Annotated in this window: 14 protein-coding genes; 3 read left to right on the top strand and 11 right to left on the bottom strand. The window is 69.0% G+C overall.

Annotated features, from left to right (window positions below):
- Positions 1-58 precede the first annotated feature (58 nt).
- From G328_RS0106810 to G328_RS0106800, 3 genes are read left to right on the top strand one after another with little or no spacing between them, the layout of a single operon-like run.
- Positions 59-1,564 carry a class I adenylate-forming enzyme family protein gene (locus tag G328_RS0106810; RefSeq protein WP_235619854.1) on the top strand — a complete coding sequence of 502 codons (1,506 nt, stop codon included), beginning with the start codon at positions 59-61 and terminating at the stop codon, positions 1,562-1,564.
- A complete protein-coding gene (locus G328_RS0106805; RefSeq protein ID WP_019618595.1) occupies positions 1,561-2,853 on the top strand; it encodes a beta-ketoacyl-[acyl-carrier-protein] synthase family protein in 1,293 nt (430 codons plus the stop codon). Before G328_RS0106810 ends, G328_RS0106805 begins: the two co-directional genes overlap by 4 nt.
- A 41-nt stretch (positions 2,854-2,894) precedes the next feature.
- On the top strand, positions 2,895-4,064 hold the full coding sequence (locus G328_RS0106800; protein ID WP_019618594.1) for an acyl-CoA dehydrogenase family protein: 1,170 nt from the start codon (positions 2,895-2,897) through the stop codon (positions 4,062-4,064).
- A gap of 43 nt (positions 4,065-4,107) precedes the next feature.
- Here the strand turns inward: G328_RS0106800 and G328_RS0106795 are convergent, their stop codons facing one another.
- The 11 genes from G328_RS0106795 to G328_RS0106745 form a co-directional block, all read right to left on the bottom strand.
- Positions 4,108-5,055, bottom strand: coding sequence for a sugar ABC transporter substrate-binding protein (locus G328_RS0106795; RefSeq protein WP_019618593.1), 948 nt, complete (start codon positions 5,053-5,055; stop codon positions 4,108-4,110).
- A 62-nt stretch (positions 5,056-5,117) separates the two neighbouring features.
- The gene (locus tag G328_RS0106790; RefSeq protein WP_110463808.1) at positions 5,118-6,104 is read right to left on the bottom strand and encodes an ABC transporter permease; all 987 of its coding nucleotides are present in this window, start codon (positions 6,102-6,104) and stop codon (positions 5,118-5,120) included.
- Between the two features lie 5 nt (positions 6,105-6,109).
- Positions 6,110-7,606 (bottom strand): sugar ABC transporter ATP-binding protein, encoded by a 1,497-nt coding sequence (locus G328_RS0106785; protein ID WP_019618591.1) that lies wholly within the window; start codon positions 7,604-7,606, stop codon positions 6,110-6,112.
- Positions 7,607-7,789: 183 nt separating this feature from the next.
- Positions 7,790-8,809, bottom strand: a complete 1,020-nt coding sequence (locus tag G328_RS0106780; RefSeq protein WP_019618590.1) for a Gfo/Idh/MocA family protein — start codon at positions 8,807-8,809, stop codon at positions 7,790-7,792.
- Complete coding sequence (locus G328_RS14560; RefSeq protein WP_019618589.1) at positions 8,799-9,737, bottom strand: ATP-binding cassette domain-containing protein; 939 nt, start codon at positions 9,735-9,737, stop codon at positions 8,799-8,801. Before G328_RS14560 ends, G328_RS0106780 begins: the two co-directional genes overlap by 11 nt.
- Positions 9,734-10,783: an ABC transporter permease gene (locus G328_RS0106770; protein WP_019618588.1), complete on the bottom strand. Its 1,050-nt coding sequence runs from the start codon at positions 10,781-10,783 to the stop codon at positions 9,734-9,736. Before G328_RS0106770 ends, G328_RS14560 begins: the two co-directional genes overlap by 4 nt.
- Before the next feature lie 38 nt (positions 10,784-10,821).
- A complete protein-coding gene (locus tag G328_RS0106765; protein ID WP_019618587.1) occupies positions 10,822-11,844 on the bottom strand; it encodes a sugar ABC transporter substrate-binding protein in 1,023 nt (340 codons plus the stop codon).
- Positions 11,845-12,061: 217 nt separating this feature from the next.
- Positions 12,062-13,093 carry a LacI family DNA-binding transcriptional regulator gene (locus G328_RS0106760; RefSeq protein WP_019618586.1) on the bottom strand — a complete coding sequence of 344 codons (1,032 nt, stop codon included), beginning with the start codon at positions 13,091-13,093 and terminating at the stop codon, positions 12,062-12,064.
- Between the two features lie 171 nt (positions 13,094-13,264).
- On the bottom strand, positions 13,265-15,139 hold the full coding sequence (iolD, locus tag G328_RS0106755; protein ID WP_019618585.1) for a 3D-(3,5/4)-trihydroxycyclohexane-1,2-dione acylhydrolase (decyclizing): 1,875 nt from the start codon (positions 15,137-15,139) through the stop codon (positions 13,265-13,267).
- A 77-nt stretch (positions 15,140-15,216) separates the two neighbouring features.
- Positions 15,217-15,954, bottom strand: a complete 738-nt coding sequence (locus G328_RS0106750) for an IclR family transcriptional regulator (RefSeq protein ID WP_019618584.1) — start codon at positions 15,952-15,954, stop codon at positions 15,217-15,219.
- Positions 15,954-16,733: an IclR family transcriptional regulator gene (locus G328_RS0106745; protein ID WP_019618583.1), complete on the bottom strand. Its 780-nt coding sequence runs from the start codon at positions 16,731-16,733 to the stop codon at positions 15,954-15,956. The genes G328_RS0106750 and G328_RS0106745 overlap by 1 nt, the downstream gene beginning before the upstream one ends.
- Between the last annotated feature and the right edge of the window lie 62 nt (positions 16,734-16,795).

The raw sequence follows: 16,795 nt of genomic DNA, 5'->3' as shown, positions 1-16,795 counted from the left end.
CCGGAGAGTTCGCCGCGAATCTCGAAGACTCCGGGCCGGCCGCGGTTAGAGTATTTGTTTGCGCGCCGACGCCGAGGTGCACCGTCTACGGGAGGGAAACGTGCCGATCACGGGCAAGATTCTGGAGGTCGCGGCGCGCGACCCCGAACTCCCCGCGATCGTCGGGCCCGGTGCCCGCATCACGTTTGGCGAACTGCCCGGCGACGCCGCACGCATCTGGGCCGCCGTGACCGAGCTCGACCACTCCACGCGGCCCGTCGTCGCCGTGAGCAGCACCGACGCCGTGCACACGGCCCGCTTCGTCGCCGGCCTCGCGGGATACGACGCGACCGTCGCGACGATCGACCCGCGGTGGCCGCTCCCCCATCGCGTGCGAGTCGCCGCCGGCACGGGCGTGACCCTCGTCATTACCGACTCGGCCGACCTCGCCGCGGCACTCGCCGACGCCGACTGGGCAGGCCGGGTGATCAGCCTCGATGAGTTCCGAGCCCTCGAGGCCCGGGTCGAGCCGACGGCGGCGCCGACCGTGCGCGACAGCGCCGAGCCGTTCCTCATGCTGTTCTCGTCGGGCACGACGAGCGACCCAAAGGCGTTCTACAAGACGCGCGCCCAATACCGAGCAAACTTCGCCGTCTCGAGCGCCCACCTCGAGCCCACTCCCGGCACCGCGACGCTCGCGCCCGGCCCACTCAGCTACAGCCTCACCCTCTACGCCCTCATCGAGTGCCTCGCCTCAGGCGGCACCTGCCACGTCGGCGACCGGTTCGACCCACTCGAGGCCGGCCGCCGTATCGAGGCCGAGGGCATTACCCGCGTCGTCGCGGTCCCCGCCGTCATCGAGGCGCTGGCACTCGCGGCGCAGCGCGCGCCCGAACGCTTCGCCGGCGTGAACCTGCTCGTTGCCGGGGGCGCGAACCTGCCGCCGCGCATCCGGGCCGCAGCGGCCCGCGCACTGCCGAACGCCCGACTCATCAGCTACTACGGCGCCGCCGAGATCGGATTCATCGGCGATAGCCGCACCGACGACGGCGAGATCGCCCTCTACGACGGCATCGACGCCGAGGTGCGCGACGCCGACGGTGTGCCACTGCCCGACGGCGAGATCGGCGAGCTGTGGATCCGCGCCGACGCGACCTCTGATGGCTACCTGCCCGCGACGACCGACGAGCGGCTGCGCGACGCGCGCGGCTGGGCGACCGTGCACGACCAGGCGCGGCTGCGCGGGCGGCGGCTCGAACTGCTCGGCCGCGCGGGCGACATCGTCGTCACGGGCGGGCACAAGGTCTCGCTGCCCGAGATCGAGCGGGCGTTCGACGCGGTCGCCGGCCTCGGCGAGGTGTGTGCCGTGCCGGTCGCCGACGCGTCGCTCGGCAGCGTTGTCGCGCTCGTCGTCGAGGGCGATTCGCCCGCGAAGTCGGTGCTGCTCGAGCACGCGCGCGGCCGGCTCGCACCGCAGTTCGTGCCGCGCCGCTTCTATCGGCTGCCCGAGCTCCCCCGCACGGTCGGCGGCAAGGTGCGCCGCGGCGCGACCGCCGACCTCCTCGACGGGGCGGTGCGCCTGTGACGCACTCGGTTCCCCAGTCGCATTCGTCGCGCCGCGCGCGCCGAGCGCAGTCGCCCGACCGCCGCGAGGTCGTCATCACGGGCCTCGGCGCCGTCACCCCGAGCGGGCTCGACGCCCAGTCGACGTGGCAGTCGGTGCGCGAGGGCCGCAGCGCGATCTCGCGGCTCGAGGGCGCCGAATTCGCCGACCTGCGCGTGCGCATCGGCGGCCAGGTGCGCGGCTTCATTGACGCTGGGCTCCTCCCCGAACGCGAGTCACGGCGCCTCGCCGACGTGTTGCTGTGGGCGATCGCCGCGGGCGACGAGGCAATGGCGCAGGGCGACCCGCCGATGCCCTCCGGTGCCGAATACGGGTTCTCGATCATCGCGGCAACCGGCTCCGGCCCCGTGCGCGCGATGCAGGACGCGACCCGCGCGCTCGACGACCTCGGCCCGCGCGCCGTGCCCGCGGCCCTCGCGATGCACGGGGCCCCCGACGCCGCGGCCGCGCTGCTGAGCCAGCGCTACGGCGCGCTCGGCGCGGCCGGCGCGGTCTCGGCGACCTGCGCGAGCGGCGCCGTCGCGCTCGGCGAGGGGCTGCGGCGCATTCGCCACGGCTACGCCGACACCGTGCTCGTCGTCGGCTACGAAGACTGCCTCGGCGCCGTCAACCTCTTATCGAACGCGAACCTGCGCGCCCTCGCGAGCGGCTTCGACGACGACCCCACCGCCGCGAGCCGCCCCTTCGACGCGGCGCGAAGCGGATTCGTCATGTCGCAGGGCGCGTCCGCAATCCTGCTCGAGGCGAAGGATGCGGTGCTCGCGCGGGGTGGCACGCCAATTGCCGAGCTCGCCGGGTTCGGCGCCGCGAGCGACGCGCACCACCCGACCGCGCCGCATCCCGAGGGCCGCGGCGCTATCGCGGCGATGCAGGCCTGCCTCGCCGACGCCCGGATGCGTCCCGACGAGGTGGGCCACATCAACGCCCACGGCACGAGCACGAAGCTGAACGACGAGACCGAGGCGCTCGCGCTCGAGCGCGTGTTCGGCGGCCGCCTCGGTGAAGTGCCCGTGAGCGCAACGAAGTCGTCGACCGGGCACCTGCTCGGCGCATCCGGCGTGCTCGAGGCGATGCTCGCCGCCCTGACCCTCCGCGACGGCGTACTACCGCCAACCCTGAACCTCACCGACCCGGCGTTCCCCGACCTCGACGTCGTGACCGAGGCGCGATCGGCGCGCGTGTCGAGCGTGCTCTCGAATTCGTTCGGCTTCGGGGGGCACAATGGTGCGGTGCTCTTGCGCACGGTCTAAGAACTGCGCGAGCCGACCGCCCACCCAGCCGAGGAGCCGCATTGTCTGACCGCGAAGCCCGCCACCGCGAACTCGCCGAAACGTACCTGCCCGACGCGCGCCTCGCGCGATTCCGCGAGCGCGCCGACGGCTACGACCTCAACAACCGGTTCTTTTCCGAGGACTTCGAGGAGCTCCGCGACGCGGGCTACCTGCGGCTGTTCGTGCCGACCGAGCTCGGTGGCCCGGGCCTGACGCTGAACGAGGTGTCGCGGCTGCAGCGGCGGCTCGCGACGGCCGCGCCCGCGACGGCGCTCGGCATCAATATGCACCTCGTGTGCACGGGCGTCGCGCGGGCGCTGCTCGAACGCGGTGACGACTCACTGCGGTTCGTGCTCGACGACGCGGCCGCCGACGAGGTGTACGCCTTCGGCATCAGCGAGGCCGGCAACGACTGGGTGCTCTACAGCTCGACGACCGAGGCCGCGCCCAACGGCGACGGCTACCGCCTCACCGGCACGAAGATCTTCACCTCGCTCACGCCGGTCTGGACCCGCCTCATCGCCCACGGGCTCGACGCGAGCGACCCCGAGCATCCGACCGTCGTGTACGGCGTGCTCGACCGCGAGACCGACGGCATCTCGTCGTCGCCCCACTGGGACCCGATGGGGATGCGCGCGACGCAGAGCCGCTCGACGAAGCTCGACGGGGCACGGCTGCCGGGCGACCGGGTCGTGCGCCGACTCCCCGACGGGCTGAACCCCGACTCGCTGCCCTTCGCGATCAACGCGAACTTTCAGCTGCTCATCGCGTCGGTCTACGCCGGCCTCGCCGAGCGGTCGCTCACCGTGGCGGCCGAGGCGCTGCGCGCGAAGACCTCACGCAAGGCGGAGTCGACGTTCGCCGAGATCCCCGAGTTTCGGGTGCGCCTCGCCGACGCCGCGATGCGGCTCGAACCCGTGGCTGCGCAGCTCGAGACCTACACGCGCGAGTTCGACGAGCTCGTCGACCACGGCAGCGCCTGGCCGCGAAAGTTCGTGAGCGCGAAGCTCAGCGCGACCGAGGCGGCCCGAGACAGCGTCGAAGCCGCGTACCGCTGTGTGGGCGGCCGCGGCTTCGACAATGGCACTGAGCTGAACCGGCTGTATCGCGACGCGCTCGCGGGGATGTTCCACCCGTCGGGCTGGGATGTCGCGCGGCCAATGTTCGCCGCCGCGCTCCTCGACGACTAGGAGGTCGCGAGGAGCACGGCGGCGCGCGAGTGCTGGCGAGTGACTACTCGGAGAGCGTGTCGACGTTCTCCTTCGTGATCCACACCGCTTCGGTGAGCACCTCGGCCTCAACCTCTTCGCCGTCAATCAGCTGCACCATCGTCTCGACTCCGAGCTCGCCGATGCCGGCCGTGTCCTGCGACACCGTGCCGACCATTCCGTCAGCGTTGATCGAGTCGATGCCGTCGGACGTCGCGTCGATGCCGAAGACCTGCACGTCGCTCTTGCCGGCGTTCTCGGCCGCCTGCACGGCGCCGACCGCCATCGCGTCGTTCTGCGCGACGATCGCGTCGATCTCGGTGCCGGTCGAGAACCAGTTCTCGACGAGCGTGAGCGCCTCGGCCGTGACCCAGTTCGCGGTCTTGTCGAAGACGACCTCGACGTCGGGGTAGTCGGCGAGCGCCTGCTCGTAGCCGTCATTGCGGGCGATCTGCGCGTCGCTGCCCATCGGGCCGTAGAGCACGGCGATCTTGCCCTCGCCGCCGATCGCCTCGATCGCCTGCTCCATCTGGAGCTTGCCGGCCGCGACCTCGTCGCCGCCGATGTAGGCAGCCGCGAGGTCCTGCTGCGAGGCCTTCTGCACGATCGTCGCGATCGGCACGCCGGCCTCGTTCGCCGCAGAGAGGCCGGGCACGACACCGTCGGTCGAAACGGGCTCGACGAGAATGCCGTCGTAGCCCTGCGACACGGCCTGCTCGATCTGCGAGACCTGCGTCGACGCATCCTGGCCGCTGTCGAACACGGTGACCTCGTAGCCGAGCTCCTCGCCCTTCGCCTCGGCCGCGCTCGCCACGGTGGTCGTGAACTCGTTGGTCATGTGGCTCATGATGAGCGCGATCTTGCCGTCGCTCGCGCCGCCGGTCTCGCCGGCGCCGCCGCCCTCGGCGCAGCCCGTGAGCAGCAGCGCCGCGGCCGCGGCGAGCGTCACGAGCTTGGTGAGCTTCTTTGCCATGGTGTTCTCCTTCGAACGAAATGTGGTGATTCGGGTTGGTTGAATGTGGCTGCGCAACCGGGTCAGTCGCGACGGGTCTTCACATCGATGAGCACGGCGAGGGCGATGATCGCGCCCTTGATGACCATCTGCATGTTCGAGTTGATGCCGAGGATGTCGAGGCCGTTCGCGATGACGGCGATCATGAGCGCGCCGATGACGACGCCGAACGCCTTCCCGCGACCGCCGGTCATGCTCACGCCACCGATGACGACCGCGGCGATCGCGTCGAGCTCGTACGACTCGCCCGCCGTCGGCGAGCCCGTGAACGTGCGCGAGGCGAGCAGCACGCCACACAGGCCTGCGAGGAGCCCCGCGATGATGAAGGGCATGACCGTCAGCCGCTTGACGTTGATGCCCGAGACAGCGGCCGCCTGCGGGTTCCCACCGAGCGCGTAGATGCGGCGCCCGAACACGGTCTTGCGGAGCACGAACGCGGCGATGACCGCGATGACGACGAAGTAGATCGCGAGCACGGGGATGCCGAACACGCGGCCCGAGGCGAGCCCCTGGAACTCGGGGCTGAGGCCCGAAACCGGGGCGCCTCCCGAGACGATGAGGGCGATACCGCGCACCGCGGTCAGCGTTCCCAGCGTGATGATGAACGAGGGAATGCCGCCGTACGCGACGCCGATGCCGTTGATGAGGCCGACGCCGACGCCGACCGCGAGGCCGACGAGGATCGGCACGATGAGCGGATATTCACCGGGCATCGCGACGAGCGCGGCCGCGACACCGGCGAGGCCGACGGTCGATCCGACCGAGAGGTCGATGTGGCCCGAGATGATGACGTACATCATGCCCATCGCGAGGATGCCGTTGATCGACGTCTGCACGAGGATCAGGAAGATGTTGTTCAGGCTGAGGAACGAGTGGTTGGGCGAGGCGAGCGTGAGGCCGATCACGAGCGCGACGAAGATGATCGCGAGGCCCGCGTCCTTGAGGAGCGAACCGCTCGAGAACCGACGCTTCGTGCCGGCTGCTGCTGCGGTGGGAGGTGCCGAGGTCATCATGGTCAACTTTCGAATTGCGAGGCGAGCTCGAGGATGCGTTCTTGCGAGAAATCGGGACGGTCGAGGGTGCCGGTCACCCGGCCCTCGGCGAAGACGTGAATGCGGTCGCTGAGGCCGATGAGTTCTGTCATCTCGGAGGAGATGAGCACGACCGATTTGCCGCGCTCGACGAGGTCGCCGATGAGGTGGTAGATGTCGCGCTTCGCACCGATATCGATGCCGCGCGTGGGGTCATCGAAGATGATGATGTCGGGCTCGGTGAGGAGCCACTTCGCGAGGACGATCTTCTGCTGGTTGCCGCCCGACAGGCGCGACACGATCTGCTGGCTGTTCGGCGTACGGATGCGCAGGCGCTCGATGTAGTCGTTCGCGATCTTCGTCTCGGTCTTCCGGTGCAGAATCCCCTTCGGGAACAGGCTGCCGAGCCCGACGAGCGTGATGTTTTCGCTCACGGAGCCCTCGAGATTGAGCCCCGTGACCTTGCGGTCTTCGGTGACGAGCGCGATGCCGAGCTTGATCGCGTCCTGCGGCCGGCGAATGCGCACCGCCTCGCCGCGAACGCGAACGGGTTCGGGCGATGAACCGGGCCGAATGCCGAAGAGCGACTCGACGAACTCGCTGCGGCCGGCGCCGACGAGGCCGCCAATGCCGAGCACTTCGCCCTGGCGCAGCTCGATGCTGACGTCGCGCACGAGGGGCGGGCTCGACCAGTCGGTGACGGCGAGCACGGGATCGCCGATCGGCACCTCGCGCTTCGGGAAATTCTCGTCGAGCGTGCGCCCGACCATGTAACGGATGAGGGTCGGCTCGTCGAGCTCCGCGGCGGGGGCCGTGTGCACGAGCTGCCCGTCGCGCAGCACCGAGATCGTGTCGGAGATGCGGAAGATCTCCTCCATCTTGTGCGAGATGTAGATGATCGCGACACCCGAGGCCCGCAGCCGCTCGATGTGCCCGAAGAGGGTCTCGACGTCGGCCTCGGTGATCGCCGAGGTCGGCTCGTCCATGACGACGACCTTGCTCTCGAACGCGATCGCCTTCGCGATCTCGATGAGCTGCATCTGCGCCACCGAGAGCGTGCGCATTTCTCGCGTCGCCGACACCGAGATGTCGAGCTCCTCGAGAATCCGCGTCGTCTCGGCCTTCATGCGCTTCGCGTCGGCGAGGCCAACGCGGGTTCGCAGCTCGCGGCCGAGGAACACGTTCTCGAACACCTGCATGTCGAGCACCGGGTTGAGTTCCTGGTGAATCATCGAGACGCCCTGGTTCAGCGCGTCGCTCGGCCCGCTGATGCGCGCGGGCTCGCCCGCGAGCAGCACCTCGCCCTGGTCGGCGTGGTAGATCCCCATGAGGATCTTCATGAGCGTCGATTTGCCGGCGCCGTTCTCGCCCATGAGTGCGTGCACCTCGCCGGGGCGCAGCTCGAAGGTCACACCGTCGAGCACCCGCACGCCGGGAAAGCTCTTCGTGATGCCGTCGAACCGCAAAATTGCGTCGCTCATGACGGGTCCTTTCGGCGCAGCACTGCGCACGGTCAGGGAATGGACGCACCGGCCTCCCCGGCGCGTGTCCCGCCCGTCGCATCCCTCGTGAGGAGCTGTGTGATTCGCCGCGTCATTACGACCCTGAATCTCACTGATCGGACAGTGAGTCCATAGTACGGCGATTTGTATGTCGTGTCAAAATCACATATGCGAGCCCGTGACCGATTGCCGCAGCGGCATTCCGGCCGCGCGATAGACCTCGTCGATGAGGCGCGCGTTCGTGCGCGATCGCTCGAGCTCCACGAGTGACCGCTCGCCCTCGCGCAGCGCCTGGCCGACAACCTGAAGCTGGTGCGTGTACGTCGACGACGTGCCGAGGCGCTCGGTGCGCTCGCGCCCGTCGACCGTGACGACGACGCGGTCGTCCTCAACGGGCAACACGAACGACGGCGCGAACACCGACCCGCGCTCCCCCACGATCCGCAGGCCAAAGTCGAATTCGGGCGCGGTCATGCTCGCCTCGAGCCGCACCGGCACCTCGCCGAGCGCGAGGTTCGCCGTGACCCGCGCATCCACCCGCTCGTCGGCGCCCCAACCCTCGGCAGTGGCGCCGAGCACTCGCGCCCGAAGCCCGAGCACGTCGCCAACCTCGCGCACCGCGTGCAGCGCGTAGCACCCGACGTCCATCATTGCGCCGCCGGCAAGGCCGAACGACCACCGCGGGTCGGCGTCGCCGGGATTTGGCATGCACATTCGCACCTCGACCCGCCGCAGCTCGCCGAGCTCCCCCGTCGCGACGGCGTCGAGCATCCGGCGCATTACCGGATGATGCCGATAGTGGAACCCCTCCCACACCCAGCCCGCGCTCGACTCGAGCTGGGCCGCGATGCCCTCGAACTCGCCGAGGTTCGCCGCAAACGGCTTCTCGACGAGCACGTTGCGACCCGCGCGGAGCGCCCGCGAGGTCCACTCCGCGTGCAGCCCGTTGACGAGCCCGATATAGACGAGGTCGATCTCGGGGTCGCGCACGAGCGCGTCGTAGTCTTCGTGCACGCGCTCGTAGCCGTACTGCTCGGCGTACGCGACGGCGCGGTCGCGGCTGCTCGCCGCGACCGCGTACCGTCGATCGCCAGTCTCGCGACTCGCCTGCGTGATCGCCTTCTCGGCGATCCGCGACGCCCCGAGCACGCCAATCTTGAGTGCCCGCACGTCAGTCGTCACTCGGCCTGCGCGTCTGAATCGCCTCGGTGACGGGCACCCGCCCAACATTCGCCGCCTCGTCTTCGGCAATGTCGTCGCGAATCGTCCGCACGGTGGCGGTGTCGGCACCCGACTGCTCGAGCTCGTGCACGAGCAGCTCGAGTTCGGCGCCGCCGGCCATCATCGACGTGAGTTCTTCGAGCGCGATCTCGTCTTTCTCGAAGTAGCCGATGCTCTGGCCCCGCTTCAGCAGCAGAAATCGATCGCCGACCGGATACGCGTGGTGCGGGTTGTGCGTGATGAAGATCACGCCGAGCCCGCGGTCGCGCGCCTGAATGATGTAGCGGAGCACGACGCCCGACTGCTTGACACCGAGGGCGGCGGTCGGCTCGTCGAGAATCAGCACCTTCGCGCCGAAGTACACGGCCCGGGCGATCGCGACGCACTGTCGCTCACCGCCCGAGAGGGTGCCAATCGGCTGGTCGACGTCGCGAAGGTCGATGCCCATGTCGAGGAGCTCCTTCTTCGTCGTCTTGCGCATGAAGTCGACGTCGAGCCGCTTGAACGGCCCAACGCCCTTCGACACCTCAGAGCCGAGGAAGAAGTTGCGCCACACCGGCATGAGCGGCGCCACCGCGAGGTCTTGGTACACCGTCGCGATGCCGGCGTCGAGCGCCTGTCGCGGCGAGGCGAACTTCACCTCGTCGCCCTCGACGGTGAACGTGCCCTCGTCGTGCTGGTGGAGGCCGGCGATGACCTTGATCAGCGTCGACTTGCCGGCGCCGTTGTCGCCGAGCACGCAGGTGACCTCCCCCGCGCTCACCTCGAGGTCGATGTCGCGCAGGGCGATGATGTTGCCGTAGCGCTTGCCGACGCCGAGCAGGTCGACGAGCGGCGACGCATCCGTCTCCGGAGTCGCCTCGGCCTGGGTCTCTGGTGCGTTGGTCATTTGCGGCCTCCCTTTGCGGCACGCCGTTGCAGCGTGTAGTTGAGTACGGTCGCGGCGAGCAGCATCGCGCCGAGGAAGAACTTCAGCCAGTCGGGGTTCCACTCGGCGTAGACGACGCCCTTGAGCGCCATGCCGTAGATGAGCGCACCGATCGCGCCACCGATCGCGCTGCCGGCGCCGCCCGTCATGAGGCAGCCACCGACGACCGCGGCGATGATGTAGAGGAACTCGTTGCCGATACCCTCACCCGATTGCACGGTCTTGAACGCGAACAGCTGGTGCATGCCGAGCAGCCACGTGCAGAACGCGACGCCCATGTAGAGGCCGATCTTCGTGCGCACGACGGGCACGCCGACCGCGCGAGCAGCCTCGGGGGCGCCACCGGATGCGAAGATCCAGTTGCCAGCGCGGGTGCGGCTGAGAATCCAGGTCGCGACGATGACGAGGATGATCCAGTAGAACACCGTGATCTTCACGTTGACGCCGAAGATCGGGATGTCGGAGGCGAAGACGGCCTCGGCCGATTCGAATCCTGTGCCCGAGCCGATCGACGGGGTCGCGACGCCGCCCGTGATGAGGCGGGTGATGCCGAGGTTGAGGCCCGTCAGCATGAAGAACGTCGCGAGGGTGACGATGAAGCTCGCGAGCCTCGTCTTCGTGAGCAGCCACCCGTTCAGGGCGCCGACGCAGAGCGAGAACACGAGCGAGATCACGACGCCGACCCACACGTTCGACCCGAACCAGTAGATGCTGAGCGCCGAGGCGAGCGAGGCCGAGGTGACGCCGACGCCGGCAGACAGGTCGACCTCGCCGCCGATCATGAGCAGCGAGACGCCGACCGTGACGATGCCGACGGTCGAGGCCCCGTAGAGGATCGTCGCGAGCGACGACGGCTGGGTGAACTGGGTCGAGGCGATCGCGAAGATGATGAACAGCACGATCGCGGCGGCGATCGAACCGGCCTCGGGCTTCGAGAAGGCTCTCGTGAAGAGGTTGCCCTGGGCGACGCGTTCGTCGCTCACGGGCGTTGCGGTGGCGGTGGTCATGTGTGGTTCTCGTCTTTCGAGGTCATGGAGCCGGGCGTCTAGCGCGTGCCGTTCGCGGCGTACTCGGCCACGGCGTCGGCGTTCTCCTGCGTGACGATCTGCGGGCCGGTGTAGACGGGGGCGCCGCCACCCTGCACGTTGCCGTTCGTCGCGTAGAGCCAGATGCCGTCGACGGCCTCGTAGCCCTGCAGGTACGGCTGCTGGTCGACGATGAACTGAATGTTGCCGTCTTGCAGTTCCTTGATCGCCTCGGCGTTCATGTCGAAGGTCGCGAGCTTCGCGCTCGAACCGGCGTCGGCGATCGAGTCGATCGCGGTCATCGCGATCGGCGCGCCGAGCGTCATGACGTAGTCGATGTCGGTCGAGGTCTGCAGCTTCGCGGTGATGTTCGACGCGACGCTCGACATGTCGGCGCTGTTCACGTAGAGAATCTCGCTCTTGCCCTCGAAGGTGCTCTCGACGCCCTCACAGCGCTGCTCGAGCGCAATCTGCCCCTGCTCCTGAATGACGCAGATGATGTTTTTCGCCCCGAGCTCGTTGAGCTGGGTGCCCGCGGCCTCACCGGCCACGGTCTCGTTCTGGCCAAAGTGTGCGAGCGCGCCCATCGCCTCGTACTCGTTCTCTCCGGCGTTGATCGTGATGACGGGGATGCCCGCGTCGACCGCACTCTCGACGGCCGAGCTCATCGCGTCGGGCTTCGCGAGGGTCACGATGATGCCGTCGACGTTCTGGTCGACCGCCTGCTGCACGAGCTGCGCCTGGCGCGCACCGTCGGGGTCGGAGCTGTAGAGCAACTCGACGTTGTCCTTCGCCGCGGCCGTCTCAGCACCCTTGCGCACGACGTCCCAGAACGTGTCACCGGGCACGGCGTGGGTGATCAGGGCGACCTTGAGCGGCGGCGTGTCGATGCCGGCCGCCTGCTGCGTGCCGCCCGAGTTCTGGTTCAGTTCGCCGTTGACGCCGGCCGGGCCCGAACAGGCCGCGAGCACGAGGGCCGCGGCGGTCGCGGCCGCGACGAAGGCGCCGCGTCGAATACGTTGCAGGAAATTCCGAGTGGACATTTCATCACCTCTTTGTGAGTTGAATGAACGACGCGTCGAATTCGAGAACCCGACGAGTGTCGGGCGATCGATTCGTGCGAGTTCGTGTTCGTCAGGGTTCGACGAGGGGTGGTGCGCACTCACCAGTCCACCGTTGGACCGGTCCAAGAGCGTGCGTGAAGAGTCTCACACACCCCTGAGCCGAGTGTCAATGCTCAGTGGCGATGCATTTGTCAGGTCAATGTTCGGTCGGCACCGTGGTCGCCCGAATCGCGAGCACGGGCCGCACGAGGTACTCCGCGTCGACCTGCTCACCGTTCGTGAGCCGCATGAGCGCGTGCGCCGCCTGCCGCCCGACCTCGGCGTTGTCGGGGTTCACCGACGTGAGCGCGACGCGGTGCAGGCGCGACACGAAAATGTCGTCGTAGCCCGTCACGGCGCAGTCGCCGGGCACCGCAACGCCGGCGCCCTCGAGGGTTTCGATGACGCCGAGCGCGACGAGGTCGTTCGCCGCGACGACCGCCTCGGGCACCCGTCCCGCGTCGAGCATCCGCCGCGCCGCCTCGGCACCCGCCTCGAACGTGAAGCGGGCGGGTTCGATCTCGAAGTCAGTCACGCCCGCGGCCGAACACGCCGCCCGGAACGTGCGCGCGCGCGACTGCGCCACGGCGCCGCCGACACCGCCGACGAAGGTGAGCCGGCGCCGGCCGATTGACACGAGGTGGCCGACCACGAGCCCGATACCGATCTGATCGTCGGTGCGCACGACCGTGTTGATCTTCTCGAGCGGCGCGTCGAGTGAGTTGACAAGCACGACCGGCACGCCGTGCGGGAGTTGCTCGAAGAGCCCCTGGCCACTGAACGACCCGAGCACGATCACGCCGCGCGGGCGCAGATCGCGCACCGTTGCGAGCGCGTCGAGGTCGAGCGTCGAGGCGTCGGTGTCGGCGTTGAACGCGAAGCTCGACATGAGCATGCGCACGCCCGCCTCTTGCAGGGTGCGGCGCATGGTGGTGAGCACCTCGCCGAACATCGGGTTCACGTGGTCGGCCACGAGCACCGAAACGAAGTCGCCGCCCGCCGACGAGAGCGATTTCGCGACCCGGTTCGGCACGTAGCCGAGGCGCGCCGCGGCCTCGAGAACGGCCTCGCGACGCGCCTCGCTCACCTGGTCGCTGTCGTTGAACACCATCGACACGAGCGACTTCGAGACGCCAGCCTCGCGGGCGACATCGCGAATCGTCGGCCGTTTCGGCTGCTGCGTCACCATTGCCCGCCCCTCTCAATCGCACACCATTGTCACTCACTGCGACGGAGTGTCCCGCATTTCCCTATTGGACCGGTTAATCACGAAGCCGGAATCGGGCCAATTCGCGGTGGAATTGCGGGGCGGGAGGTGTGGATGCGAGGGGCGGGCAGACTGGGTTACTGGGTTACTGGGTTACAGGTAGAGGCGCTGGTGCGACTTCTCCTCGTCGTACTCGACGCGCGCCTGCTTCGAGGACTCAAGCTCCGAGACCTCGGCGACGGGAACATCCCACCACGCGCCCGAGCCACCGAAGCGGCCCTGCGCGTCGACCTGCACGTAGACGACACTCGTGCCGTCGTAGGCGGTCGCGCCCTCGAGCGCCTCGCGGAACCCATCGGCGGTGTCGGCCTTCCACACCTTCGCGCCGTAGCTCGCGGCGTTCGCCGCGAAGTCGACCTCGATGCGGCTGCCGTCGTGCCGCAGCGCGTCGCCGCGCTCGTTGAACCGCGTGCCGAATCCCTGCGAGCCGCGGGTCTCCGAGAGAGCCGCGATCGAGCCGTAGCCGTAGTTGTCGACGACGACGAAGGTGATCGCGAGGTGCTCCTGCACCGCCGTCATGATCTCCTGCGAGAGCATGAGGTAGGTGCCGTCACCGATGAGGCCGAACACGCGCCGCGTGCGGTCGGCAAGGGCGTTGCCGATCGCGCCGGGGATCTCGTAGCCCATGCACGAGTTGCCGTACTCGATGTCATACCCCTTGAGCGAGCCCGGCCGCCAGAGGCGGTGCAGGTCGCCGGGCATCGAGCCGGCCGCGTTGACGATGACGTCGCGCTCCCCCGCGGCGTCGTTGAGGATGCCGAGCATCTGCGCCTGCGAGAGCGTCGGGCTGCCGTCGAGCTCGATGATGTGGTCGATCTCGGCGCGCCAGTCGGCCGCCGACCGTACGGCCGCCGCGCGGCTGTCGTCGCTGATCGACCAGCCGTCGAGGGCCGCGAGCAGCTCGTCGAGCGTCTCGCGCGCGTCGCCGAGCAGCGGCGTCGCCGCCTCCTTGTGCACGTCAACCTCGGCCACGTTGATGTTCACGAACTGCACGTCAGGGTTCTTGAAGAGCGTGTTCGAGGCGGTCGTGAAGTCGGTGTAGCGCGTGCCGATGCCGATCACGACGTCGGCCTCACTCGCGGGGCCGTTCGCGTACACCGAGCCGCTCGCGCCGAGCGCGCCGAGCGCGAGGTCGTGGGTGTGCGGGAACGAGGCCTTGCCGGCCTGGGTCACGCCGACGCCGATGCCGGTCGACTCGGCGAACTCGACGAGCTTCTCCGACGCGTCGGAGTAGATGACGCCGCCGCCCGCGATGATGACGGCCTTCTTCGCCGAGCGGATGATCTCGGCGGCGCGGGCGATCGCGGCGCGGTCGGCGCGGTTGCGCGCGACGTACCAGGTGCGCTCGCGGAACAGGTCTGCCGGGAAATCGTAGGCCTCTGCCTGCACGTCCTGCGGCAGGGCGATCGTCACGGCGCCCGTGTCGGCCGGGCTCGTGAGCACGCGCATCGCCTCGAGCAGGGCGGGCGCGAGCTGCTCGGGTCGCCAAATGCGGTCGAAGTACCGGCTCACGGCACGGAACGCGTCGTTCGCGGTGATGTCCTGCGCGTACGGGTGCTCCTGCTGCTGCAGCACGGCGCCCGTGCTGCGCGTCGCGAACACGTCCGAGGGCAGCAGCAGCACGGGCAGGTGGTTCACCGTCGCGGTACCGGCGCCGGTCACCATGTTCGTCGCGCCGGGGCCGATCGAGGTGCTCACGGCGAGCGCACCGAGGCGGTTGCGCATCTTCGCGTAGCCGGTGGCGATGTGCACCATGCCCTGCTCGTTGCGGCCCTGGTAATAGGGGAATTCGTCTTGGTACTGCAGCATCGCCTGGCCGATGCCGGCGACGTTGCCGTGCCCGAAGATGCCGAACGCGCCGCCGAAGAACTTCTCGACGGTGCCGTCGCGCTCAACGTACTGGGCGTTCAAGAAACGGATGACCGCCTGGCCCACGGTGAGGCGGACGGTTTCGGTCGATTGCGTCATTGCAGCTCGCTTTCTCGATGAGTTGGTGCGTCCACTCTATCGAGATACGGACACGGCGTCCACCAGGTGGAAGACTTTCAGGAATTCAGCACCTCGAGCTCGGCGACCGCCTCGAACGTCGCCGCGACATACTCGTCGCGCTTCGCGGCGATTTCTCCCGCGAAGCCACTGAGCGAGAGGGCCGCGATCACCTGCCCGCTCGCATCCCGCACCGGCATGCCGACGGCGCCGACGCCGACCGTGACGTCTTCATCGGACACTGAGTAGCCGCGCGCGCGAATCTCATCGAGATCGCGACTGAGTGAGGCCGCCTCGGTCATCGTCTCGGCCGTGAACGATTCGAAGGGCGCGCCCTCGAGAAACTCGTCGGGGTTCGGATGCGCGAGCGCGAGCAGCACCCGGCCGGCGGCCCCGGCGTGGTATGGCAGCGAGCGGCCGGGCCGCAGCAGCAGGATCCCCACGTCGTACCCCTGCGCCCAGGCGACACAGACGGCGCCCGTTCGGCGCGGCACGCTGAGGAACGCGGTTTGCCGGGTGCTCTCGGCGAGGCGATCGAGAATCTCCCCCGCACCCTCCCACTCGGTCAGCCCAAGCCGAGCCGACTCGGCGAGCCGCAGCCAGCGGTGCGACAGCGCGAGACGGGAGTCGGGCAGCGGCTCGACGAGGTCGACCGCCGCGAGCGCCTCGGCGAGGCGATACACGGTCGGCCGCGGAATCTCGAGCAGCTTCGCCGCCTCGGCCGGGCTCAGCGGCCCGTGCTCGGCGAGCGCGTCGATGAGCTGCCGGGCATTCGCCAGTACGCGAATCGTGGCCATTAGTGCTCCCCCTCCCGGAATCCGAGCGATTCGCTCGCGCGCAGGGTTGCGGCCCGAACGAGATCGACGACGGCAAGCTCCGGATCGAGCGTGTGCGCCCGCAGCCCACTCACCGAGATTGCGGCGACGACCTCGCCGCGATGGTTGCGCACGGGCGCGCCGAGCGAGGCAATGCCGGGCGTCACATCGCCGTCCGACAGCGCGTATCCGTCGGCCCGCACCTGCGCGAACGCCTCACTATCGGGCGCGTCGTCGGGCGTGGGCGGATACTCGGGGTCGTCGCGGAGCAGCTCACACACCGTGGCTCGCTCCCCCGCTGGCAGGTTCGCGAGAATCGCCCGGGGTGCGGCACCCCGGTGCAGCGGCAGCGACTGACCGAGCACGAGCGCGAGCGAGCGGACGTTGCGGCCCTCGAGGCGCTCAATACACACGGCTCGTTCGCCGGCGCGAATGCAGAGGAACACGGTGAGCCCGGTCGCCTCAAGCAGGCCGCGCAGCTCGGGCGCAACCGCGTCGCGCAGGTTGAGCCGGTCTTCGACGACGCCGCCGAGCCGCATGAGGTCGATGCCGAGGCGGTAGGTGCCGCGCCGCACGCCCGGCTCGACAAAGTCGAGCGCCGTCAGGCTCGTGAGCAGCCGGTAGACAGAGCTCGTCGGTTCACCCAACTCCGTGGCAATGTCGGTGGCGCTGCGCTCGCCCTCGTCGGCGAGCAGGCGAATGAGCGCGTCGGCTTTATCGATGATCTCGAGGCGCGCGGGGCTGGCATCGGTGCTAGTCACGGGAACAACTCTCTCACGGGGTGGACAACCGTACGTGAATCATCTCACACATCTCACATACT

Source organism: [Zimmermannella] faecalis ATCC 13722 (assembly GCF_000381765.1).
Taxonomy (GTDB): domain Bacteria; phylum Actinomycetota; class Actinomycetes; order Actinomycetales; family Microbacteriaceae; genus Gulosibacter; species Gulosibacter faecalis.
Note: the sequence above shows the minus strand (reverse complement) of the source record. Positions and strands in the feature narration are given on the sequence as shown.